Here is a 21661-nt window from a genome sequence, read left to right as displayed (position 1 = left end):
CTTATGGATTTAGCTTTGGACAAGAAAAAATAAAACTAAACAATAAGCTTTAGCTTCGTGCGCAGACGGAAACGAAAAGTTTCCTTATTTCCGCACTACGCTTAGCCGAGACGTTGTGGTTAATATCCAAACAATACGTAGAACATAAAACCTATATGAAATAAAATGAAAATTGGAATTTTAGCTATTGTATTTTTTGCTTCATTAATAATTAGGTTTTTACATCTTGAAAACAAAAAAAAATCTAATGAAATAAAAACTAAAATGTTGGAAAGGGCTAAAATAGCTAAAAGAATACAAGCTATTAACAAATCTTCACATAATAAACATAAAATATCTAGGCTACTTATTAAAATGTTAGAAGAGTTTCAGTTTCACGACGATGTTCAACCGACTTTAACAGAAACAGAAATAATTGAAATTGAAAAGCAAATAAATTTAACTTTACCTCTATCATATAAGTTGTTTTTAAAATATTTTGGAGACGGTGGAACTTGGATTTATACAAATTCAATAGACAGTATCAGAAATAGGTCTTGGCTATCTGATTATAGAAATGAATTGAATGAAAAAATAGAATTAGATAATAAAGAAATAAAAGTGGACTCATTATTATGTTTAATGTCTGAAGATTCAAATGGAGGAGCTTGGTGTTGGTTGACTTCAGAAGACACCAAGGATGGAGAATGGCCCTTAGCTTATTATAGTTTAAGTGACAAAAAACTACATTTTAAAGTTGAAAATTTTGCAGAATGGCTAAAAATATTAACAAATTCTAAAGGAGAAGTAATTAGAGAATTAGATTTGGACTATCAATTAGGATTAGGATAAATAACCATTTTATCTGACTTAAAATATTAGAAATAAATAAAATACTAACCACAACACCGTATAAAAAAATTGCTAGTTTTAGCTAAACCAAAGTTAGTTGCTCGTTTGCTAGCTTCTAATTTTCCTTTGGAAAATCCTCGCGCACAAACACGCAACTTTTCTTATACATAAACGTTGTAGCACATTAAAGAAAACCTTGAACGAACTAATAAACATCATAAATGAAATCACCAAATATGGATTGAATCCGAATTTGGAACACAGAGATAAGGAAAAAGATTTAGAAAAATATCTTGTTGAATTTTACGCTCAATATTTTAATATAAGATACGTGTTTGACAAGAAAGATTATGAGGATTATGAGTACGCTGGACAAAATAAAATAAGAGAAAACGTAATTTCAAATTTTCCATCTTTTGGACTTTATCACAACTTATCCGAACTGAATAAAATTGAAAATAAAGCGGACTTGGTTGTCGGAGATGCTGTTGACGACCTAACAGATATAATTCTTGACCTACTCGAAATAAAATGGAGAGCGGAAACAAATAGCGAAAGCGATGCTTGGTGGTATTTTGAATTAATTTTTTATTCTCATACACAACAACATCTGATAGATTTACTAAATTTTATGAAACATAAAAATGGGTGAAAAAATCTTCACAATTAAAAACATCGCAATTGGAATTGCGCTAGTAATTTTTGATTTAGCTATTTATATAGTTCTGGGATTATTATTAATGAACTACGATGATTTTTATGATGAAAGTAAAGGAGAATATTGGAGTTTGGAGAGTATGACTGCTTCCCAAAAGGTAACATACTTAGGATTAAATATTTGGCATATCGTGAATATTCTGATTATTGGATATTTAATTTACAGAATAATAAAATTCGTACGAAATAATAACGTGCTACAACAAAGTACTGTGGTAAAAAACAAGTAAAAACTCATTAATTTTTAACTAAAATACTTTTATAAGAATCATCATATATTAGTCCTGATTTTGCGATAGCAAAGGCTTGTTTTAATAGTTTATTACACACGGCTATTAACGCTAACTTTTTAATTTGCCATTTGGCAACTATTCACTTTTTTATCTGCTAATTTTAATTTTAAACACGCAACAAACTATTTTAAAACCCGTTGTATACAGTATAAAAAATAAATATGAAATATACAGATTTTAAGGAGCTTAAAGAAAAACCAGTTGGACTTGCTTGTGATATTCTACAAGGTTATCCGCTAGAGTTTGGAGATTTAACCTACAGACTAGATGATTACGATTTATACGAGTGGTTAGAAGAAAATGAAATGGAAGATTTTGACTCAGAATTATTAGAGCGTTATCCAAATTATGAGTCATTAGGGGCTTTAGATTTAGAGTGTGCTTTAGAGGCAAATCCAGAATTTCGTTATGATTCTTATGCCGAATTTGTTTTGTTTGTAGATACAACAAAAAAAGACTTCCCTGTTGTTATTTTTGATGGTCAAGATATTTTTGCTACCCTTTATGACACTTTTGAGCTGTTTTATGCGTCTTTATATAAAATAACCTAATTAAAATACTATTTAGAAGACAATATAATTCCACAGCGAATATAAACTGTATACTTACAAATATAAAGCTCCTATACTTTTATAAACTAAATGTACCTATTATTGCTTGGCATTGTGTTAATCACAAGGCAATAAGGTTATTAAAGAACCTTGTTTCTATATAATTATTTATAAAATAGGGTATGAGAGAGTCTGATTTAGATATTTTAAAAAAATCACTTACTATTATAATAGGTTTTGAAGAGCGTGTAGATTTAGTTAATTCTGCTTCTGAATTTTTAGAAATACATAACAGAAATATACAAATGCTTAAAGATTTGGGTGTAGAGAGACAATCTGATTTTATAAAAAAAAATATTAGTGATTACCCTAAGCTTAGAGTTTCAGAAATTGAGTTGTTTATATTTAGAAAGAGAAAAGAAAAAAGTTTTCTGTGGTTTGTTGGCGGCCGTAGATTAGGCTTTGTTTATGATTTAATTAGAACAAGAGGGGTGCTTTTATCTCAAATAAAAAAGAAAGTAGCTAAAATTAAAGACATTAGCCAAAGGATGTATAAGGTTGTAGAAAATCCTATTTTTGAAGAGGTATACCAGAAAACAGGGTATTAAATATATAAATTACAATTATTTTCTTGTTTTAGTTATTCTACTTTTTAATACAAATAAGTGCTAACCCCTTATAAATATAAATTACTAGTTTTTTTATTGCATACTTGTTATTACAATTGATATAAATAAAATTTTAAAAAAATGAAAAAACTAACTACGCTACTTGTTTTGATTGTTGTTACTTCGGGTTTCTGTCAACCTCCAAATTTAGATTTAAATCAATTTCCACTTTCAACTTACTTAGAAGCAGAAAATAACTTTCCTGGAGGAAAAATATTAAATTCTGACTATTATACAGTTTCTGATGATTTGGGATTACTTTCATTTATAAGAAAAGATAGTGACATTGCAGATATAGATATAGTTGCTAGATATGTTTATTATAAAAAAGATAGTCTTATTCTTGAATTAATTAATGAGTGGGATGTAGCCAACCACAACAAAAAAATCAATAATAAAAAAGACTTAGAGTTTAGAAAAAATATGCTCAGTTTTTATTTAAGAGGAGAAAAAGCAATGATAGCTTCTATGGGAGAAGGTACTGTAGAAGGAAATATTCCTTTAGAAATTAATGATAGCACTGCTTATTATAAAAGTACAGTTTGGAATTTAGAAAACACATTAGTAAAATTAAGCATTACAATGTCTAACAACTACAATAAACAAACAGAAGAGTTCCCCATACACAAATTTGTTGTGAGTATGAGAGCAACAAATATAACAGATAGACCTACATATAAAACTAAGCAGTTGATAAAGAGAGATAGAAAAGAAATACCAAATATAGAGCACCCTATTGTAAGTGGTAAAGATCCTATTTATATGGGCTGTGAAAAAAGTGTAGATAAAGGAGTTTGTTTGCGTAATAGCGTTAGAAAAAGAATACTAAAAGAATTAGAAGTAGAAAATGTAGTAATTGAAAATGCTACTTTAAAAGTAGGATTTAGGGTAGAAATAGATGGCAGTATAACTCCTTTTGAAAGAGATATAAAATCAAACAACAAGCAACTACAGACAATAGCCTTACAGACTATTATTGGTTTACCTAAAATGATACCTGCTTACTCTAATAAAATGGACCAAAATGTTACTGCTGGTAATATTTTTTATCTGGTAATTAAAGACGGTAAAATAGCTAATTTAGAGTAGTGGTTTTATTGTTCTACTGTAAAATTTAATTGTTTATTTTTGATTATAAAATGAGGTATTGTAAAAAGAAAAAAGCTTGCTAAATCTAAGATTTAGCAAGCTTTTAGTGACCTCGACAGGATTCAAACCTGTAACCTCTTGAGCCGTAATCAAGTGCGCTATTCAGTTGCGCCACGAGGCCGTTTTTGTTTAAATTCCTTTAAACGAGGGTGCAAATATATTTCTTTTTACTTTTACCACAAAATAACTAAAGAAAAAAATATATGAATTTTAAAGAATATATTAGAGATGTTCAAGATTTTCCTAAGCAAGGCATTGTTTTTAAGGATATTACTCCTTTGCTAAATAATGCAGAAATTTTAGAAAAAACTACAGATGCACTCTTAAATTTAGTAAAAGAGCAAAAAATAGACAAAGTTGTGGGTATGGAAAGTCGTGGTTTCTTCTTTGCAACACTTTTAGCAACCAAGTTAAAAGCAGGTTTTGTTCCAGTGCGTAAAAAAGGAAAATTACCTTTTAACGTGCTTTCTAAACCCTACTCTTTAGAGTATGGTGAAGATGCATTAGAAATACATACAGATGCCATTAAAAAAGGGGATAAGGTATTAATACATGATGATGTACTTGCTACTGGTGGCACCGCAAAAGCTGTTTGTGAGTTAATTGAAGAATTAAGTGGAGAGGTAGTGCAATGCAATTTTTTAATAGAATTAGACTTTTTAAATGGTAAAGATAAAATAGCAAATTATAATGTTGCTTCTTTACTACATTATTAGTCTATAGCATTTGTAGTTACATAATAACGCCAACCTATTATGGCTAATTGTAATTTACTAGCTTTAGATAAGTCTAACTGTTTTTTACTGTAAGATGGTAATAGTAAACGGTTAATTTTAGCAAGAAACCTAAAAAGGGCTTTTTTCATAAAAGTAATTTCTGCAAATATATGGTAATACTTAAAAAGAATAAAGGTTGCATTATAGCAACCTTTATTGGTATATAGGCCTATATGATTCTTCTTAAAATAGTATTACAGTAATTGTGATAACATAGCTAAATAAAATTTCTGATAGAATAATCATAATTTGTAGTTTTTAAAGGTTAATAATTAGTTGTAAATAATCGATTATTCACTTAAGATAAATAGAAATTATACTCATTTGCAAATAAGTTGACTACTATTAATACAAGTGAATACACTATTTATAACTTTTAAATGTTAATTGTGTTAATATTCATATTGTATTCTTGAATAAAGTTTATATATGTAATCTTAAATTTAACTTTATATTTTAAATTGTAATATTTGTAGGGCTGTTTTTGCAATAATAAAAAAAGCAAGGGGCCTTTCATTTCCAAAAAAATACTTTATGTGGTTTTGGTTCATGTTCCCTTTTATTTTTAAGGATATTTTTGGGTGTTTTTAATAGTTAAAAAATATAATTTTACTAAAAAAGTATGTAGCATTCTAATTGTTATATTTGCTGCAAAAAATAGTATATGCTCAATTTGGTTTACATAATTATTGGTTTGTTTTTTTTAATAATGGGTGGTAACTGGTTATTAAAATCTTCTGTAGCATTATCATTAAGGTTGCAAATTCCAAAAATTGTTGTGGGGATGACGGTAGTCTCTTTTGCAACATCTGCACCAGAACTAATAGTTAGTATAAAAGCAGCATTAGAGGGCTCGCCAGATTTAGCTTTAGGTAATGTAGTTGGTTCCAATATAGCTAACCTAGGTTTGGTACTGGGTGTTATAGTAATGTTAGGCAGTATAGATGTTCGTAAAAGTTTTTATACAACAGACTGGCCAATTTTAATGTTAGCCTCATTGGTATTTTTTGGCTTTATTTATTTTGATGGTGTTATAAAGTTTTATGAAGGGGTAATAATGGTGGCGCTTTTAATTGTATACATTGTGTATCTTATTAAGTTTCAAAAAAAAGCAGTAGAAGATGAAGCGCCAGAGGATGATGTACCTTTGCCAACCTTTAAAATGTTATTGTTTTTAGCTCTTGGAGGTTTAGGCCTTTGGGGTGGATCAGAACTTTTGGTAAGCGGTGCAACAGGTTTAGCTAGGTTTTACAATGTTAGTGAAAGGGTAATTGGAGTAACTGTTGTATCTGTAGGTACCAGTATACCAGAGCTTGCTGCTTCTATAATAGCAGTAATTAAAAAAGAGAAAGCCATATCTTTAGGAAATTTAATTGGCTCTAATATATTTAACATTTTTGCTGTGCTAGGTATAACTGCATTAATAACACCTCTTAATGTTGTAGATAATACGTTGTTAAGTAATGATATTTTATGGATGCTAGGTTTTGCAATAATTTTATTACCTCTGGTATTTTTTCCAAAAGGTTTACGCTTAGGATGGCGAGACGGTATTGTGCTACTATCTGGATATATTGCTTTTGTATACTTTACCATTTAGTAAACAAGAAATAGTTAAATGAAGAATAAAAAAAATGCCTAAGAATAATCTTAGGCATTTTTAAAAACAATTAATTTAATTATATACTTAAATCTTTGCAGATTTTACAGTTTTAATAATTCTTCCAGCAATTTTGTAAGGATCTCCATTAGATGCAGGTCTTCTGTCTTCTAACCAGCCTTTCCAGCCTTTTTCTACAGTAATAATAGGAATTCTAATAGAAGCTCCTCTATCAGATATACCGTAGCTGAAATCTGTAATAGCAGCAGTCTCGTGCTCACCAGTTAAACGTTGGTCGTTAAACTCTCCGTAAACAGCAATGTGCTCTTTAGTAACAGGTCTAAATGCTTCACATATTTTCTCGTAAGTTTCTTTAGAACCACAAGTTCTTAAAATAGTGTTAGAGAAGTTTGCGTGCATACCAGAACCGTTCCAGTCACCTTTTACTGGTTTTGGGTGGTACTCAATATAGTAACCATATTGTTCAGTTAATCTGTCTAATAAATAACGAGCTATCCATATTTCGTCACCAGCTTTTTTTGCTCCTTTAGCAAACAATTGAAATTCCCACTGTCCGCTTGCAACTTCTTGGTTAATTCCTTCAAAATTTAAACCAGCTGCAATACATAGGTCTGCATGTTCTTCAACAAAATCTCTTCCGTGAGTGTTTTTACCACCTACAGAACAGTAATACATACCTTGTGGACCAGGATAACCACCTACAGGGAAACCTAAAGGCAATTGTGTATTCTTATCCATAATAAAGTACTCTTGCTCAAAACCAAACCAGAAATCGTTATCTTCATCATCAATACCAGCTCTAGAGTTAGATAAGTGAGGAGTTCCGTCAGCATTTAAAACCTCAGTCATTACTAAGTACCCGTCTTTACGTGCTGGATCTGGGTAAATAGCTACAGGCTTTAATAAACAGTCAGATGATCCTCCTTCTGCTTGTTGTGTAGAACTTCCATCAAAAGACCAAATAGGGCAATCTTCTAATTTACCGCTAAAGTCATCTTCTACTTTTGTTTTACTTCTTAAATTGGCAGTTGGTGTATAACCATCTAACCAAATGTACTCTAATTTTGATTTGCTCATAATGTTGATTGTTGTAATTTCATTAAAGATGCAGCAAAAATAATTTTTTTCATTGTATCTCCATAATTTTTATAGGGGTAATTGCTAAAATATTAGATGTAATTCTTAATACCCTTATTTTTTTAGGGGTAAATTATAAAATTTTTATTTTTATTCGGTTTAATTAGTAATTTTGTAATTCACACCACTTTTAAAATATATATAATGTCTATAGTAAGGTTTAATGCTGTTAGAGAAAGTTTGTCTAGAGAAAACTTTGTGATAAATGAAAAAGGTAGCAGATCTAAAAAATTTGGAAATCATGTTTTTAACGAGGAGAGAATGCTGCAATTTTTAACTAAAGATGCACTAGCTACAGTTAAAGATGCTATTTTTTCTGGTGCTAAAATAGATCGTAAAATTGCAGATCAAGTAGCAGAAGGTATAAAGTCATGGGCCATTACAATGGGTGCTACACATTACACCCATTGGTTTCAGCCACTAACAGGTACAACTGCAGAAAAACATGATGCCTTTTTTGATGTTTTAAGTGATGGTAGAGCACTAGAAAAATTTGGAGGCGGACAATTGGTACAGCAAGAGCCAGATGCTTCTAGTTTTCCTAGCGGAGGAATTAGAAATACGTTTGAAGCCAGAGGGTATACAGCATGGGATCCTACTTCTGCAGCTTTTATTTATGATAAAACTTTGTGTATACCTACCATATTTGTATCCTACACTGGTGAGGCTTTAGATAATAAAGCACCACTTTTACGAGCACTTTCTGCTGTAGATGAAGCAGCAACTGCTGTGGCTAAATATTTTGATAAAAATGTAACTAAAGTAAATGCAACACTAGGGTGGGAGCAAGAGTATTTTGTTATAGACAAATCTTTGGCATATTCTAGACCAGATATTGTACTTACAGGTAGAACTCTTGTTGGGCATCATGCAGCAAAAGGCCAACAGTTAGATGATCATTACTTTGGAGTTATACCTAGTAGGGTTTTAAATTTCATGAAGGAACTTGAAGTAGAGTGTATAAAACTTGGTATACCTGTAAAAACAAGGCATAATGAGGTTGCTCCTAATCAGTTTGAGCTAGCACCAGTTTTTGAAGAAGCAAACCTAGCCGTAGACCATAACCTATTATTAATGGACGTTATGGATAAAATTGCAGACAAGCACAATTTAAAAGTATTGTTTCATGAAAAACCATTTGCACATATAAATGGGTCTGGTAAACATAACAATTGGTCATTAGCTACAGATACAGGTACTAATTTGTTAAGTCCTGGTTCTACACCAATGAAAAATCTTCAGTTTTTAACATTCTTTATCAATACTATAAAAGCAGTAGATACGTATGAGGAGTTATTAAGATCTTCAATAGCATCTGCAAGTAACGATCACAGGCTAGGAGCTAATGAAGCGCCACCAGCTATTTTTTCAATATTTATAGGTACACAATTAAGCAGTGTGTTAGATGAGTTAGAAGGTGTATCTAAAGGTAAATTATCGCCAGAAGAAAAAACAGAGCTTAAATTAAATGTAGTTGGTAAAATACCAGAAATACTTTTAGATAATACAGACCGTAACAGAACATCTCCTTTTGCATTTACAGGAAATAAGTTTGAGATGCGTGGTGTTGGTTCTAAAACAAACTGCTCTAAACCAATGACCGTTTTAAATACTATTGTTGCAAAACAATTAATAGATTTTAAAAAAGAGGTAGATGAGCTTATAGATGATAAAAACTTAAAAAAAGACGAAGCTGTTTTTAATATATTAAGAGAATATATAAAAACGTCTAAAAGAATTAGGTTTGATGGTGATGGGTATAGTAAAGAATGGGAAAAAGAGGCCAAAAAGAGAAAGCTTAGTAATAATAAAACTACTCCAGAAGCTTTAAAGGTTTTAACATCTAAACAAAGTTTAGACTTGTTTAAATCTATGAATGTAATGAGCGAAGTAGAAGTTTCTGCCAGACAAGAAATTGAGCTAGAATCATACATTATGCACGTACAAATAGAAGGTCGTGTGTTTAATGAATTGGTATACAGCCATATTGTTCCTGCGGCTTTAGCATATCAAAATAAACTACTAAAAACTGTTCTTGGTTTAAAAGAAATTTATGGCAATAATTACAAGTCAATGGCAGCAGCACAATTAACCATTTTAGAGCAAATAGCAGAACATATAAATGAGATAAAAACAAAGACAGATACAATGACGCAAGCTCGTAGAGATGCCAATAACTTAAAAGACTTAAGTAAAAAGGCATTTGCTTATTGTGATAATGTAAAGCCATTTTTTGATGAAATTAGATACCATAGTGATAAGTTAGAGCAGTTGATAGAGAACGAGTTATGGCCTTTAGCAAAGTATAGAGAGTTGTTGTTTACAAAATAGAAAGGCAAGAATTTAATGCTCGTGTTTTAGATATTTTTAGGATTTTTTTAGATGTCTAATGGGGGAATTACATTAATATCATATATTTGTTTCTTGATATAAATCAAACCTATTTGAAAATATGGAATATTTAGACTTTGAACTCCCTATCAAAGAACTAGAAGAGCAGTTAGATAAGTGTCAGATTATTGGCAAGGAGAGTGATGTTGATGTATCTGAAACTTGTAAGCAGATAGAGAAAAAATTAACAGAGACTAGAAAAGATATATATAAGAATCTTACACCATGGCAAAGGGTGCAACTTTCTAGACACCCAAACAGACCTTATACATTAGATTATATTAATGCAATCTGCGGAGATACTTTTTTAGAGCTTCACGGAGACCGTAATGTAAAAGATGATAAAGCTATGATTGGTGGCCTTGGAAAAATTGGGGATCAGAGTTTTATGTTTATTGGTCAACAAAAAGGATTTAATACTAAAACAAGACAATACCGTAACTTTGGTATGGCTAACCCAGAGGGTTACCGTAAAGCTTTACGTTTAATGAAATCTGCAGAGAAATTTAATGTTCCTGTAGTATGTTTTATAGATACTCCAGGTGCTTACCCAGGTATTGAAGCAGAAGAACGCGGACAAGGAGAAGCTATTGCACGTAATATATTAGAAATGACTCGCCTTAAAGTACCAATAATTGTTGTTATAATAGGTGAAGGTGCTTCTGGTGGCGCATTAGGTATAGGTGTGGGAGATAAAGTGTTAATGTTAGAAAATACGTGGTATTCTGTAATATCTCCAGAATCTTGTTCTTCTATTTTATGGAGAAGCTGGGAATATAAGGAGCAAGCTGCAGAGGCATTAAAACTTACTGCTACAGATATGAAGAAATTAAAACTTATTGACGAAATTGTACGTGAACCAGCAGGTGGAGCTCATGCAAACAGAGATAAGAATTTTACAATTGTAAAAAACAAAATTATTTCTCATTTTGAAGATTTAAAAAAGTTATCACCAAAAGAATTGGTAGAAACTAGAATGGATAAATATGCTAGTATGGGAGTCTTTAACGGCTAACAGGCATTTTTATTCAAAATAATAGAAATCCAAAGACTTAGGCTTTGGATTTTTTTTGGTTATGAACACAAATTCGTAACTTATCAACAGGTCAATTGTTAATCACTAGTGAATATAACTATACCTATTATAAAGTTAACTAAACGTTAATTGCATACTTTAGCAGATATGGATAAGCCAAGCCCAGTATTAGGACATAAGATAGATAAATCTACAATAATAAATTTAGAGAAAGGAAAAATACCGCCACAAGCCGTTGATTTAGAGGAGGTTGTGATTGGCGCAATGATGATAGATAAAAAAGGTGTAGATGAGGTTATAGATATTTTACACCCAGATGTTTTTTATAAAGATGCCCACAAGCATATTTATGAAGCAATTTTTAAGTTGTTTGAATCTTCTGAACCTATAGATTTATTAACTGTTTCTACCCAATTAAAACAAGATGGTAAGTTAGAAGCTGTTGGTGGAGATTTTTATTTAATCAAATTAACCCAAAAAGTAACATCTTCTGCTCATATTGAGTTTCATGCAAGAATTATTCTTCAGAAATTTATACAAAGAAGTTTAATTAAAATATCTAATGAAATTATACAAGAGGCTTATGATGAGGCTACAGATGTATTTGATTTGTTAGATACAGCAGAATCTAAATTATATGACGTTACACAAGGTAACTTAAAACGTTCTGCAGAAACGGCACAAAATTTAGTTATACAAGCTAAAAAAAGAATTGAAGAGATATCTGGTAAAGAAGGATTAAGTGGTGTGCCATCTGGTTTTCATAAGTTAGATGAATTAACATCTGGCTGGCAACCAAGTGATTTAATTATTGTGGCCGCACGTCCTGGTATGGGTAAAACTGCCTTTACATTGTCTATGGCACGTAATATGGCAGTGCAGTCTCAAATGCCAGTTGCTTTTTTCTCTCTAGAGATGTCTTCTGTACAGTTAATTACAAGACTTATTTCGTCAGAAACCGGATTGTCTTCTGAAAAACTTCGTACCGGTAAATTAGAAAAACACGAGTGGGAGCAATTAAACGTAAAGGTAAAAACTTTAGAGTCTGCTCCTTTGTTTATAGATGATACTCCTTCGCTTTCTATTTTTGATTTAAGAGCAAAATGTAGAAGATTGGCATCTCAGCACGGTATAAAAATGATTATGATTGATTATTTGCAACTTATGACTGCAGGTGGTACGCAAAAAGGAGGAAACCGTGAACAAGAGATTTCAACAATTTCTAGAAACTTAAAGGCGCTTGCAAAAGAACTTAATGTTCCAGTTATTGCACTTTCGCAGTTGTCAAGGGCGGTAGAAACACGTGGTGGAAGTAAAAGACCGGTTTTATCAGATTTACGTGAATCTGGAGCAATTGAACAAGATGCAGATATTGTATCATTTATATATAGACCCGAGTACTATAAAATTGATGAATGGGATGATGATGAGCATTCGCCAACACAAGGTCAGGGTGAATTTATTGTTGCAAAACACAGAAACGGTGGTTTAGAGAATATTAGACTTAAGTTTATTGGTAGTCAAGGTAAATTTGATAACCTAGATGATTTTGATTCTCCTTTTGAGTATCAATCTAAAATGAACGAAAATGAAGAAAACCCATTTTTAACTCAAGGCTTACCAAGTGCAAATGAAGCTTTTGGTAGTTCTATGAACGATGGTTTACCTCCAGAAGATGATAATGATGTTCCTTTTTAATTTAGGAAACATATAATATAATATAATATGCTAAAAGCTAGTCTTAATAAATAATTTAAGACTAGCTTTTATGTTTTAAATGGCTAATTAAGTACCTTTAATAAAGTTAAAATTACCTAAACAAATGCGTAAGTATCTTCTATTAGCATCAATTTTATTTATTTCATTAAATGCATTGGCTTCTAATATCCTAATTCCTATGGATGCAGAAAGTCAAAAAAATCATTTAAAAGCATACGGTATTACCTATTGGGTGCTTGCCAAACAACAAAAAGTACAGTGGCTGCTAAATTACAGAGGTGGTTCTTTTTTGCTGCCAGATGGTGATGCAATACGTAAAGAATGCCAAATTAGAGGAGTTTCTTTTGAAGTTTTGTCTTCTGCTCAGGCAGAAAGTATTTTGGATGAAATAAGTAGTCCGTCTAAAAATCAAGATGCAGTTATCTTAGAAAAAGCACCCAAAATTGCTGTTTATTCACCTAAAGGTAATCAACCGTGGGATGATGCTGTTACTATGGTGTTAACCTATGCAGAGATTCCGTATGTTACTATTTATGATGAAGAGGTTTTAAGTGATAAATTGGCGTTGTATGATTGGTTGCATTTGCATCATGAAGATTTTACTGGGCAATATGGTAAATTTTATGGTAGTTATAAAGCAGCACCTTGGTATATTGAAAACAAGAAAAAATCCGAAGAATTAGCAAACAAGTTAGGATATTCAAAAGTATCTGAAGAGAAAAGAGATGTAGCTTTAAAAATTAAAAATTATGTGATAGGAGGTGGTTTTATGTTTGCAATGTGTTCTGCTACAGATAGTTTTGATATTGCTTTGTCTGCAGAAGGTGTAGATATTTGTGAACCTATGTTTGATGGTGATGCGTCAGACCCAAGTTATCAATCTCAAATAGATTATAAGAAAACTTTTGCCTTTACTAATTTTACGTTAGAACGTAACCCTTCTATTTATGAGTTTTCATCTATAGATATGACAAGAAAAAGGCAAATAGCTAAAGAAACAGATTATTTTTCTTTAATGGATTTTTCTGCTAAATGGGATCCTGTGCCAACTATGCTTTGCCAAAATCACACATCTTTAGTTAAAGGTTTTATGGGGCAAACAACCTCGTTTAATAGATTTGAAATAAAACCTACAGTTTTGGTTTTGGGTGAAAATAAAATTAATAATGAGGCTAGGTATATTCACGGCATAAAAGGTAAAGGCTTTTTTACGTTTTATGGTGGTCATGACCCAGAGGATTATCAGCATAGAGTAGGGGATCCTAAAACTGAATTAGAATTGCACCCTACTTCACCAGGTTATAGGTTAATATTAAATAATGTGTTGTTTCCTGCGGCTCGTAAAAAAAAGAAGAAAACTTAAGTGTTAGCTTTCTAAAAGCTTATCTAATATTGTCTCTACTCCAAATTCATCATTGCTTTTTGTATGGTAGTTAGCTGCTTTGGTAACATTTGGGTGTGCATTAGCCATTGCAAAACTAAAATCTGCGAGTGCTAACATTTCTAAGTCGTTATTAAAATCTCCAAATGCCATTGTTTCTGATGAAGATATATTAAACATATCTTGTAATTTTTTTAGAGCGTGCCCTTTGTGTGCATCGTTGTGAGACAGGTCTAGCCAATTCTCTCCAGATACTTTCACTTTTAGTTTAGACTCTAGATGTTTTACTTTTGGGTAGATATAGTTTTCAGAGCTCTCAAAATGATAAATAGCAATTTTTAAAATATCATCTTCATAGTTGCGTAAGCTATCTAAAACTTCGTATTCTGCATAATACTCTTTAAACTTTTCTTTAAACTCTTCAGAGTCTGATGCTATATAGGCCTTTTTTTTACCGCATAATACAGGGTAAACATCATCTATAGTGTCAATTAAATTTAGAAGCTCTGTAATTGTAGTGTTGTCTAAGCCTGTTTGCAGTAGTTCTTTATTTTTGTTTTTAGCAATAGCACCATTTTCTGCTATAACTAAAATATCATCTTTAATACTATGCAATTTATCTATTATACTGTGGTATTGTCTTCCGCTTGCAGCTACAAAAAGAATATTATTCTCTTTTAATTTTTTAAATTGATTAAAAAACTTTTCACTAACCTCATGTTTAGAGTTTAGTAGTGTACCATCCATATCGGTAACTACCATTTTCACTTTTGATAAATCCATATTTATGCTAATTATAAGCTACAAAGATATCTTTAACTCTTTATAATCATATAAAATTTAGTTAAACATTTTGTAAATGGAAATTAAAAAAGAGATAAATAGGTTTAAATAAATTTAATACTCAACGGGTATTTGTATAGTCTTTTTTCAGAAGCAGCCATACCACCCATTATTGGAGTTATTATCATTAATAAAGCTAGTGTAATACCAACAAAAAATAGTATAAATAAAAATAAAATGCCTACAATGAATAATGATAAAAACATAGATATTAATAATAATACAAAAAATACCACGGAGTAAATTAGTACACTAATTTGAAAATTAATAACAGCTCTTCCATGAGCATCCATATCTTTCACTTCAGTCTTTTTAGAAGACCACATTATTATGGGTACAATAATACCAAACGGCCCTAAAAAATTTAGTAGTTGGGAGTAGTGCATTAAAGATATGTTGCTATAATCTTCAGGTAATTCATTGTTGAGCATTAGCTTTTATTGTGTTTGGTTCTACGTATTTCGTAAAACGTTAAAAAAGCTGTAATTAGTATGCAAATAGTAATGAAAATATATGGTTTTTGTTCGGTAAGGTTAATTAAGAAATCTGTCATTTCTGAAAATTCTCCTGTCATAATCGTTTCTTTCTTTAAAAATTTAAGTCATACATTAGATGTAAAACAGTTAAAAAGGTTGCTTGTATTAAGCAAAAAAATATTAGTTATAGTATAAAACTTATCATTAGTGTAAATGTTGTGGTGACTAAGCTAAAGTTTTCCTAAAAAAAAACCTGCTCTTAAAAGAGCAGGTTTTATTCACCTAAGCGAGATGAATTATTTTTTATTTTACCTTGTTTACAATAGCTTTAAAAGCTTCTGGGTGGTTCATAGCTAAATCAGCTAAAACCTTACGGTTAAGCTCAATGTTATTAGCTTTTACTTTACCCATGAATTGAGAATAAGACATTCCATGTAATCTAGCACCCGCATTAATACGAGTAATCCATAAAGCACGGAAATTTCTTTTCTTAACTCTACGGTCTCTATAAGCATATTGCATTGCTTTTTCAACCGCATTTTTAGCTACTGTCCAAACGTTTTTACGTCTTCCAAAGTAACCTTTGGCTTGCTTCATTACCTTTTTTCTTCTGGCTCTAGAAGCAACTGAATTTACTGATCTTGGCATAAATTTTAATTTTTTTTGTAGTAGGCGGCCTTAATTAAGACACTTTGTTTTTAAGCCTAACTCCATGGTTAATAATAATTACCGTAAAGAGTTTAATTACTTTAAACGTAATTGCTCTTTAATACTTTTTACATCAGACTCATGTACTAATCCGCTATGAGTTAATGCAAGCTTACGCTTTTTAGATTTTTTTGTCAAAATGTGACTCTTAAAAGCGTGCTTTCTTTTTATTTTACCTGTACCTGTAAGCTTAAAACGCTTCTTAGCACTGGATTTAGTTTTCATTTTAGGCATTTTTCTCCTATTTAATAAATTAAATACCGAAAAAACTCCGGCATTTCTCGCTTAGTATTCCAAACTGTTACATTTGGTTTATTTTAAAACACTTAATTACAAGTATTCTTATTTCTTCGTTTTAGGAGCTAAAAACATTGTCATCCTTTTACCTTCTAACTTAGGCATTTGCTCCACTTTTCCTAGTTCTTCTAGTTCTTGTGCAAGACGTAACAACAATATTTCTCCTTGATCTTTATAGACTATAGATCTACCTTTAAAAAATACATATGCCTTTAATTTAGCACCATCTTTTAAAAATTTCTCTGCGTGTTTTTTCTTAAACTCATAATCATGATCATCAGTTTGTGGTCCAAAACGAATTTCTTTTACAACAACTTTAGACGCTTTGGCTTTCATAACCTTTTCACGCTTCTTTTGCTCGTATAAGAATTTCTTGTAGTCTATAATTTTACACACAGGAGGATCTGCTTTTGGTGAGATTTCTACCAAATCTAATTCTAACTCCTCTGCTTTTGCTAAAGCCACTTTTGTTGAGTATACACCAACCTCTACATTATCACCAACTAAACGTACATTAGGTACTTTAATATCGTTGTTGATATTGTGCGGATTCTTGTTCTCTCTTCTCGGCTGCGGCCTAAATCTCTTTCTAATTGCTATAACTAATAATTTTTAGATTAAACTTCTATTTTTTTAAAACGACTTTAAGGTACTATTTATTTCGCTAGTTACCAAGTCACTAAAATCTTTTATTGAGATAGAGCCTAAATCTTCACCTCCGTGTTTACGCACAGATATAGTGTTTGTAGCCTCTTCATTCTCGCCAATGATAATCATAAAAGGGATTTTATTCATTTCAGCTTCCCTAATTTTCTTACCAACCGTTTCGTTTCTGTTGTCTAGCAGGGCGCGAATTTCGTCATTTTCTAATGAATTTAAAACTTTTTTCGCATATTTCTCATATTTCTCGCTAACTGGTAGTACAATTGCTTGATCTGGTATTAGCCATAATGGGAAATTACCACCTGTATGTTCTAATAATAAAGCAATAAAACGTTCCATACTTCCAAAAGGAGCTCGGTGTATCATTACTGGTCTGTGATCTTCATTGTCACTCCCTTTATAAGTTAAATCAAAACGCTCTGGTAAGTTATAATCTACCTGTATTGTGCCAAGTTGCCAATTTCTACCAAGTGCATCTTTAACCATAAAGTCTAGCTTAGGGCCATAAAAAGCTGCTTCACCACTCTCTATAACGTAGTCTAAGCCTTTTTCTTTGGCTGCATTTATAATTGCATTCTCAGCTTTTTCCCAGTTTTCAACACTACCAATATATTTGTCGGGATTATTCAAATCCCTTACAGATACCTGAGCTTTAAAGTTTGTGAAACCTAAAGAATTTAATACATATAAAGATAAATCTATAACATTTTTAAACTCTTGATCTAATTGGTCTGGTGTGCAAAAAATATGCGCATCATCTTGTGTAAAACCTCTAACACGTGTTAGTCCGTGTAACTCACCACTTTGTTCATATCTATATACTGTACCAAATTCAGCAAAACGTTTAGGTAAATCTTTATAAGAGTGTGGTTTAAAATTAAATACTTCGCAATGGTGTGGACAGTTCATAGGCTTCAATAAAAACTCTTCATCCATTTTAGGAGTCTTTATTGGTTGAAAACTATCTTCTCCGTACTTAGCGTAATGTCCAGAAGTAACGTATAGTTCTTTTTGTCCTATGTGCGGAGTTACCACCATTTCATAACCGGCTTTTTTCTGTGCTTTCTTTAAAAAGTTTTCTAAACGCTCTCTTAAGGCAGCACCTTTTGGTAGCCACAATGGTAAACCTGCGCCAACTTTTTGAGAAAAAGTAAACAGTTCAAGTTCTTTACCTAATTTTCTATGATCTCTTTGTTTAGCTTGTTCTAATAATTCTAAGTATTCGGTCAATTCCTTTTGTTTAGGGAAAGATATACCGTATATACGTGTAAGCTGAGGCTTATTTTCATCACCTCTCCAGTATGCTCCTGCAACACTTAGTATTTTTATTGCTTTTACAATGCCAGTGTTAGGTATATGTCCGCCTCTACATAAATCTGTAAACGTATCATGGTCACAAAAAGTAATTGTGCCATCCTCTAAATTTTCAATTAACTCGGTTTTGTATTCGTTGCCTTGTTCCTTGTATAAGGCTAGGGCTTCATCTTTAGTAACAGAACGCATTTTAAAATCATGCTTTCCTCTGGCAATTTCAATTGCTTTCTTTTCTATTTTAGGAAAATCTTTATCAGATATAGATCTGCCTTCTCCTAAGTCAACATCATAGTAAAATCCATTTTCAATAGATGGTCCAATAGTTAATTTAACCCCAGGATATAATTCTTCAATAGCTTGTGCAACTATGTGTGAAGATGAGTGCCAAAAAGCTTGTTTGCCTTCAGTATCTTTCCAAGTATATAAAACTAAGCTACCATCTTCGGTTAATGGTGTTACGGTTTCTACCGTGGTATCATTAAATTTAGCAGAAATAACATTTCTAGCAAATCCTTCGCTAATGCTTTTAGCAACGTCCATAGGAGTGCTTCCTTCGGAAAATTCTTTTAAAGTACCGTCTGGTAAAGTAATTTTAATCATACCTAATATTAATATAAGAATACAAAGATAATATCTTGTTGTCACCCTAACAATAATAAAGTAGATATTTTATATTAAATTAATGGCATATATGTTATCAGTGTAACGCCAAAGTAATTTACATTATATATAAGGTATACGTGTGTATTGCTTTTCTGTATTTCTTTAGCCCTACAATCGCCTTTGTGGCGGTAAAGTAATATTGTTTTAGGCTAGTTTTTAATAATAAGCTTAGGCTTGGTAAAAAATAGGTTAAAAGTGTGTTGTTTTAAGTGCTTGAAAAATAGGGTTCTAAAGCATAAAATAAAAATACTTTAAAAAAAGAATCAAAAAAGCCTTGTGGTGTTTAAAAATGGGAGTATATTTGCAGCCGCTAACGGAGAAACAAGCAGTTGTAAAGTTAGCAAAGTTCATTGATTCAGTTGTAAAATTAGTATAATATAAAGGTTAAAAAATAAGTAACTAAAAGCTTGTTTTGTAGCAATTAAAAATACTATTTTTGCATTCCCAATTTGCTAGGGTTGTTAAAGCGAAACTAACAGTAAAATAAATTAAATTTTTATTTTGTCAGTTTAAAAAAACGTTTTACATTTGCAACCGCTTTCAGAGAGGGTAAAGCGATAAGGAATTTTGGAATGATTTGTTATTAAAAATCAACTAGTTCGAGTCTAGTATTTCTGCAAGAATTAAAAGTTCATTTGACATATTGAAGAGACAGCAAAATAATGCTACTTGTAGTATTATTGGATTAAAAAAAGAGAATGAGTTTAGTTTAGGACGATTTTAGGTTGTTAAGAATATTTACAAAACAACGATGAAGAGTTTGATCCTGGCTCAGGATGAACGCTAGCGGCAGGCTTAACACATGCAAGTCGAGGGGTAACAGAGGAGCTTGCTCTTGCTGACGACCGGCGCACGGGTGCGTAACGCGTATACAATCTGCCTTACACTAAGGGATAGCCCAGAGAAATTTGGATTAACACCTTATAGTTTATTTTTATGGCATCATTTAAATAATAAAGTTTACGGTGTAAGATGAGTATGCGTCCCATTAGTTTGTTGGTAAGGTAACGGCTTACCAAGACTACGATGGGTAGGGGCCCTGAGAGGGGGATCCCCCACACTGGTACTGAGACACGGACCAGACTCCTACGGGAGGCAGCAGTGAGGAATATTGGACAATGGAGGAGACTCTGATCCAGCCATGCCGCGTGCAGGAAGACGGTCCTATGGATTGTAAACTGCTTTTATACAGGAAGAATAAGGACTACGTGTAGTCTGGTGACGGTACTGTAAGAATAAGGACCGGCTAACTCCGTGCCAGCAGCCGCGGTAATACGGAGGGTCCGAGCGTTATCCGGAATTATTGGGTTTAAAGGGTCCGTAGGCGGGCTGTTAAGTCAGGGGTGAAAGTTTGCAGCTCAACTGTAGAATTGCCTTTGATACTGATGGTCTTGAATTATTGTGAAGTGGTTAGAATATGTAGTGTAGCGGTGAAATGCATAGATATTACATAGAATACCGATTGCGAAGGCAGATCACTAACAATTGATTGACGCTGATGGACGAAAGCGTGGGTAGCGAACAGGATTAGATACCCTGGTAGTCCACGCCGTAAACGATGGATACTAGCTGTTTGGATTTCGATCTGAGCGGCCAAGCGAAAGTGATAAGTATCCCACCTGGGGAGTACGTTCGCAAGAATGAAACTCAAAGGAATTGACGGGGGCCCGCACAAGCGGTGGAGCATGTGGTTTAATTCGATGATACGCGAGGAACCTTACCAGGGCTTAAATGTAGATTGACAGGTTTAGAGATAGACTTTCCTTCGGGCAATTTACAAGGTGCTGCATGGTTGTCGTCAGCTCGTGCCGTGAGGTGTCAGGTTAAGTCCTATAACGAGCGCAACCCCTGTTGTTAGTTACCAGCACATTATGGTGGGGACTCTAGCAAGACTGCCGGTGCAAACCGTGAGGAAGGTGGGGATGACGTCAAATCATCACGGCCCTTACGTCCTGGGCCACACACGTGCTACAATGGTAGGTACAGAGAGCAGCCACTTAGCGATAAGGAGCGAATCTATAAAACCTATCACAGTTCGGATCGGAGTCTGCAACTCGACTCCGTGAAGCTGGAATCGCTAGTAATCGGATATCAGCCATGATCCGGTGAATACGTTCCCGGGCCTTGTACACACCGCCCGTCAAGCCATGGAAGCTGGGGGTACCTGAAGTTCGTCACCGCAAGGAGCGACCTAGGGTAAAACTGGTAACTAGGGCTAAGTCGTAACAAGGTAGCCGTACCGGAAGGTGCGGCTGGAACACCTCCTTTCTAGAGAAAGACGACCGTTACATATTAGTTTATGTAGTAAGAATTTAGTTTATCTAGATTTATTTTCTTTTTTCGCTGTCACTTCAAAATATTAAGATACAACAACTAAGATTGAGTCCCATAGCTCAGCTGGTTAGAGCGCTACACTGATAATGTAGA

21 protein-coding genes, 2 tRNA genes, 1 rRNA gene and 1 pseudogene (1 of these 25 cut by a window edge) are annotated in these 21661 nt (G+C 32.6%); 14 read left to right on the top strand and 11 right to left on the bottom strand.

The genetic code is table 11. From position 1 onward, the window contains the following. The first annotated feature begins 165 nt into the window (after window positions 1-165). The 3 genes from JM80_RS14995 (at window position 166) to JM80_RS14985 (ending at window position 1778) form a co-directional block, all read left to right on the top strand. Window positions 166-831 carry an SMI1/KNR4 family protein gene (locus JM80_RS14995; RefSeq protein ID WP_144710861.1) on the top strand — a complete coding sequence of 222 codons (666 nt, stop codon included), beginning with the start codon at window positions 166-168 and terminating at the stop codon, window positions 829-831. A gap of 196 nt (window positions 832-1027) precedes the next feature. Continuing rightward, complete coding sequence (locus tag JM80_RS14990) at window positions 1028-1483, top strand: DUF5063 domain-containing protein (RefSeq protein ID WP_144710859.1); 456 nt, start codon at window positions 1028-1030, stop codon at window positions 1481-1483. Then, on the top strand, window positions 1476-1778 hold the full coding sequence (locus JM80_RS14985) for a hypothetical protein (RefSeq protein ID WP_144710856.1): 303 nt from the start codon (window positions 1476-1478) through the stop codon (window positions 1776-1778). The genes JM80_RS14990 and JM80_RS14985 overlap by 8 nt, the downstream gene beginning before the upstream one ends. A 7-nt stretch (window positions 1779-1785) precedes the next feature. On the opposite strand, the pseudogene JM80_RS16615 reads toward JM80_RS14985, so the two are convergent. Next, window positions 1786-1920: pseudogene (locus JM80_RS16615) on the bottom strand (IS110 family transposase); the annotation flags it as partial. Between the two features lie 82 nt (window positions 1921-2002). Between JM80_RS16615 and JM80_RS14975 the strand changes: the two are divergent. From JM80_RS14975 to JM80_RS14965, 3 genes are all read left to right on the top strand, one after another. Next, window positions 2003-2392: a lipase family protein gene (locus tag JM80_RS14975; protein WP_144710854.1), complete on the top strand. Its 390-nt coding sequence runs from the start codon at window positions 2003-2005 to the stop codon at window positions 2390-2392. Window positions 2393-2574: 182 nt separating this feature from the next. Beyond that, the gene (locus JM80_RS14970; RefSeq protein ID WP_089118781.1) at window positions 2575-3000 is read left to right on the top strand and encodes a hypothetical protein; all 426 of its coding nucleotides are present in this window, start codon (window positions 2575-2577) and stop codon (window positions 2998-3000) included. Window positions 3001-3141: 141 nt separating this feature from the next. After that, window positions 3142-4149 carry a hypothetical protein gene (locus JM80_RS14965; RefSeq protein WP_144710852.1) on the top strand — a complete coding sequence of 336 codons (1008 nt, stop codon included), beginning with the start codon at window positions 3142-3144 and terminating at the stop codon, window positions 4147-4149. 107 nt (window positions 4150-4256) lie between these two features. On the opposite strand, the gene JM80_RS14960 is transcribed toward JM80_RS14965, so the two are convergent. Then, window positions 4257-4330: transfer RNA gene (locus tag JM80_RS14960), tRNA-Arg, on the bottom strand. 82 nt (window positions 4331-4412) lie between these two features. Here JM80_RS14960 and JM80_RS14955 point away from each other — a divergent pair. Then, window positions 4413-4925 carry an adenine phosphoribosyltransferase gene (locus JM80_RS14955; RefSeq protein WP_144710850.1) on the top strand — a complete coding sequence of 171 codons (513 nt, stop codon included), beginning with the start codon at window positions 4413-4415 and terminating at the stop codon, window positions 4923-4925. Here the strand turns inward: JM80_RS14955 and JM80_RS14950 are convergent. Beyond that, on the bottom strand, window positions 4922-5074 hold the full coding sequence (locus JM80_RS14950) for a hypothetical protein (RefSeq protein ID WP_013621954.1): 153 nt from the start codon (window positions 5072-5074) through the stop codon (window positions 4922-4924). The genes JM80_RS14955 and JM80_RS14950 overlap by 4 nt on opposite strands. Window positions 5075-5649: 575 nt before the next feature. On the opposite strand from JM80_RS14950, the gene JM80_RS14945 reads away from it, so the two are divergent. Beyond that, window positions 5650-6585, top strand: a complete 936-nt coding sequence (locus JM80_RS14945; RefSeq protein ID WP_144710848.1) for a calcium/sodium antiporter — start codon at window positions 5650-5652, stop codon at window positions 6583-6585. Between the two features lie 87 nt (window positions 6586-6672). On the opposite strand, the gene JM80_RS14940 is transcribed toward JM80_RS14945, so the two are convergent. Next, window positions 6673-7683 (bottom strand): glutamine synthetase beta-grasp domain-containing protein, encoded by a 1011-nt coding sequence (locus JM80_RS14940; RefSeq protein WP_013621956.1) that lies wholly within the window; start codon window positions 7681-7683, stop codon window positions 6673-6675. Window positions 7684-7887: 204 nt separating this feature from the next. Between JM80_RS14940 and JM80_RS14935 the strand changes: the two genes are divergently transcribed. From JM80_RS14935 to JM80_RS14920, 4 genes are all read left to right on the top strand, one after another. Further along, window positions 7888-10074: a glutamine synthetase III gene (locus tag JM80_RS14935; RefSeq protein WP_144710846.1), complete on the top strand. Its 2187-nt coding sequence runs from the start codon at window positions 7888-7890 to the stop codon at window positions 10072-10074. 121 nt (window positions 10075-10195) lie between these two features. Continuing rightward, window positions 10196-11149, top strand: a complete 954-nt coding sequence (locus tag JM80_RS14930) for an acetyl-CoA carboxylase carboxyltransferase subunit alpha (protein WP_013621958.1) — start codon at window positions 10196-10198, stop codon at window positions 11147-11149. A 168-nt stretch (window positions 11150-11317) separates the two neighbouring features. Then, window positions 11318-12868 carry a replicative DNA helicase gene (gene dnaB, locus JM80_RS14925; protein ID WP_034647037.1) on the top strand — a complete coding sequence of 517 codons (1551 nt, stop codon included), beginning with the start codon at window positions 11318-11320 and terminating at the stop codon, window positions 12866-12868. A 124-nt stretch (window positions 12869-12992) separates the two neighbouring features. Next, window positions 12993-14252: a hypothetical protein gene (locus tag JM80_RS14920; RefSeq protein ID WP_013621960.1), complete on the top strand. Its 1260-nt coding sequence runs from the start codon at window positions 12993-12995 to the stop codon at window positions 14250-14252. 3 nt (window positions 14253-14255) lie between these two features. On the opposite strand, the gene JM80_RS14915 is transcribed toward JM80_RS14920, so the two are convergent. From JM80_RS14915 to thrS, 7 genes are all read right to left on the bottom strand, one after another. Beyond that, window positions 14256-15053, bottom strand: a complete 798-nt coding sequence (locus JM80_RS14915) for an HAD family hydrolase (protein ID WP_144710844.1) — start codon at window positions 15051-15053, stop codon at window positions 14256-14258. A 104-nt stretch (window positions 15054-15157) separates the two neighbouring features. Continuing rightward, window positions 15158-15544: a DUF4870 domain-containing protein gene (locus JM80_RS14910; RefSeq protein ID WP_144710842.1), complete on the bottom strand. Its 387-nt coding sequence runs from the start codon at window positions 15542-15544 to the stop codon at window positions 15158-15160. After that, window positions 15544-15687, bottom strand: coding sequence for a hypothetical protein (locus tag JM80_RS16490; RefSeq protein ID WP_013621963.1), 144 nt, complete (start codon window positions 15685-15687; stop codon window positions 15544-15546). Before JM80_RS16490 ends, JM80_RS14910 begins: the two co-directional genes overlap by 1 nt. A gap of 205 nt (window positions 15688-15892) precedes the next feature. Then, on the bottom strand, window positions 15893-16237 hold the full coding sequence (rplT, locus tag JM80_RS14905) for a 50S ribosomal protein L20 (protein WP_013621964.1): 345 nt from the start codon (window positions 16235-16237) through the stop codon (window positions 15893-15895). A gap of 96 nt (window positions 16238-16333) precedes the next feature. Then, the gene (gene rpmI / locus JM80_RS14900) at window positions 16334-16531 is read right to left on the bottom strand and encodes a 50S ribosomal protein L35 (RefSeq protein WP_034647033.1); all 198 of its coding nucleotides are present in this window, start codon (window positions 16529-16531) and stop codon (window positions 16334-16336) included. Window positions 16532-16639: 108 nt separating this feature from the next. Then, complete coding sequence (gene infC / locus JM80_RS14895; protein WP_075695343.1) at window positions 16640-17188, bottom strand: translation initiation factor IF-3; 549 nt, start codon at window positions 17186-17188, stop codon at window positions 16640-16642. A gap of 39 nt (window positions 17189-17227) precedes the next feature. Then, on the bottom strand, window positions 17228-19171 hold the full coding sequence (gene thrS / locus JM80_RS14890) for a threonine--tRNA ligase (protein WP_034647035.1): 1944 nt from the start codon (window positions 19169-19171) through the stop codon (window positions 17228-17230). A gap of 811 nt (window positions 19172-19982) precedes the next feature. On the opposite strand from thrS, the gene JM80_RS14885 reads away from it, so the two are divergent. Both JM80_RS14885 and JM80_RS14880 read left to right on the top strand, forming a co-directional pair. Next, a 16S ribosomal RNA gene (locus JM80_RS14885) occupies window positions 19983-21502 on the top strand. Window positions 21503-21616: 114 nt separating this feature from the next. After that, window positions 21617-21661, top strand: a tRNA-Ile gene (locus JM80_RS14880); it runs 29 nt beyond the window's last position.

This window comes from Cellulophaga sp. RHA_52 (assembly GCF_007827205.1).
Lineage (GTDB): Bacteria > Bacteroidota > Bacteroidia > Flavobacteriales > Flavobacteriaceae > Cellulophaga > Cellulophaga lytica.
This window is presented reverse-complemented; position numbering and strand designations above follow the sequence as displayed.

Bases quoted from the DNA above. Each gene is read 5' to 3' on its own strand.
- dnaB (WP_034647037.1), top strand. From the start codon at position 11,318: ATGGATAAGCCAAGCCCAGTATTAGGACATAAGATAGATAAATCTACA.
- JM80_RS14985 (WP_144710856.1), top strand. From the start codon at position 1,476: ATGGGTGAAAAAATCTTCACAATTAAAAACATCGCAATTGGAATTGCG.
- JM80_RS14995 (WP_144710861.1), top strand. From the start codon at position 166: ATGAAAATTGGAATTTTAGCTATTGTATTTTTTGCTTCATTAATAATT.
- rpmI (WP_034647033.1), bottom strand. From the start codon at position 16,531: ATGCCTAAAATGAAAACTAAATCCAGTGCTAAGAAGCGTTTTAAGCTT.
- JM80_RS14965 (WP_144710852.1), top strand. From the start codon at position 3,142: ATGAAAAAACTAACTACGCTACTTGTTTTGATTGTTGTTACTTCGGGT.
- rplT (WP_013621964.1), bottom strand. From the start codon at position 16,237: ATGCCAAGATCAGTAAATTCAGTTGCTTCTAGAGCCAGAAGAAAAAAG.
- JM80_RS14915 (WP_144710844.1), bottom strand. From the start codon at position 15,053: ATGGATTTATCAAAAGTGAAAATGGTAGTTACCGATATGGATGGTACA.
- JM80_RS14910 (WP_144710842.1), bottom strand. From the start codon at position 15,544: ATGCTCAACAATGAATTACCTGAAGATTATAGCAACATATCTTTAATG.
- JM80_RS14950 (WP_013621954.1), bottom strand. From the start codon at position 5,074: ATGAAAAAAGCCCTTTTTAGGTTTCTTGCTAAAATTAACCGTTTACTA.
- JM80_RS16490 (WP_013621963.1), bottom strand. From the start codon at position 15,687: ATGACAGGAGAATTTTCAGAAATGACAGATTTCTTAATTAACCTTACC.
- JM80_RS14955 (WP_144710850.1), top strand. From the start codon at position 4,413: ATGAATTTTAAAGAATATATTAGAGATGTTCAAGATTTTCCTAAGCAA.
- JM80_RS14920 (WP_013621960.1), top strand. From the start codon at position 12,993: ATGCGTAAGTATCTTCTATTAGCATCAATTTTATTTATTTCATTAAAT.
- thrS (WP_034647035.1), bottom strand. From the start codon at position 19,171: ATGATTAAAATTACTTTACCAGACGGTACTTTAAAAGAATTTTCCGAA.
- JM80_RS14970 (WP_089118781.1), top strand. From the start codon at position 2,575: ATGAGAGAGTCTGATTTAGATATTTTAAAAAAATCACTTACTATTATA.
- JM80_RS14945 (WP_144710848.1), top strand. From the start codon at position 5,650: ATGCTCAATTTGGTTTACATAATTATTGGTTTGTTTTTTTTAATAATG.
- JM80_RS14975 (WP_144710854.1), top strand. From the start codon at position 2,003: ATGAAATATACAGATTTTAAGGAGCTTAAAGAAAAACCAGTTGGACTT.
- JM80_RS14940 (WP_013621956.1), bottom strand. From the start codon at position 7,683: ATGAGCAAATCAAAATTAGAGTACATTTGGTTAGATGGTTATACACCA.
- JM80_RS14935 (WP_144710846.1), top strand. From the start codon at position 7,888: ATGTCTATAGTAAGGTTTAATGCTGTTAGAGAAAGTTTGTCTAGAGAA.
- JM80_RS14930 (WP_013621958.1), top strand. From the start codon at position 10,196: ATGGAATATTTAGACTTTGAACTCCCTATCAAAGAACTAGAAGAGCAG.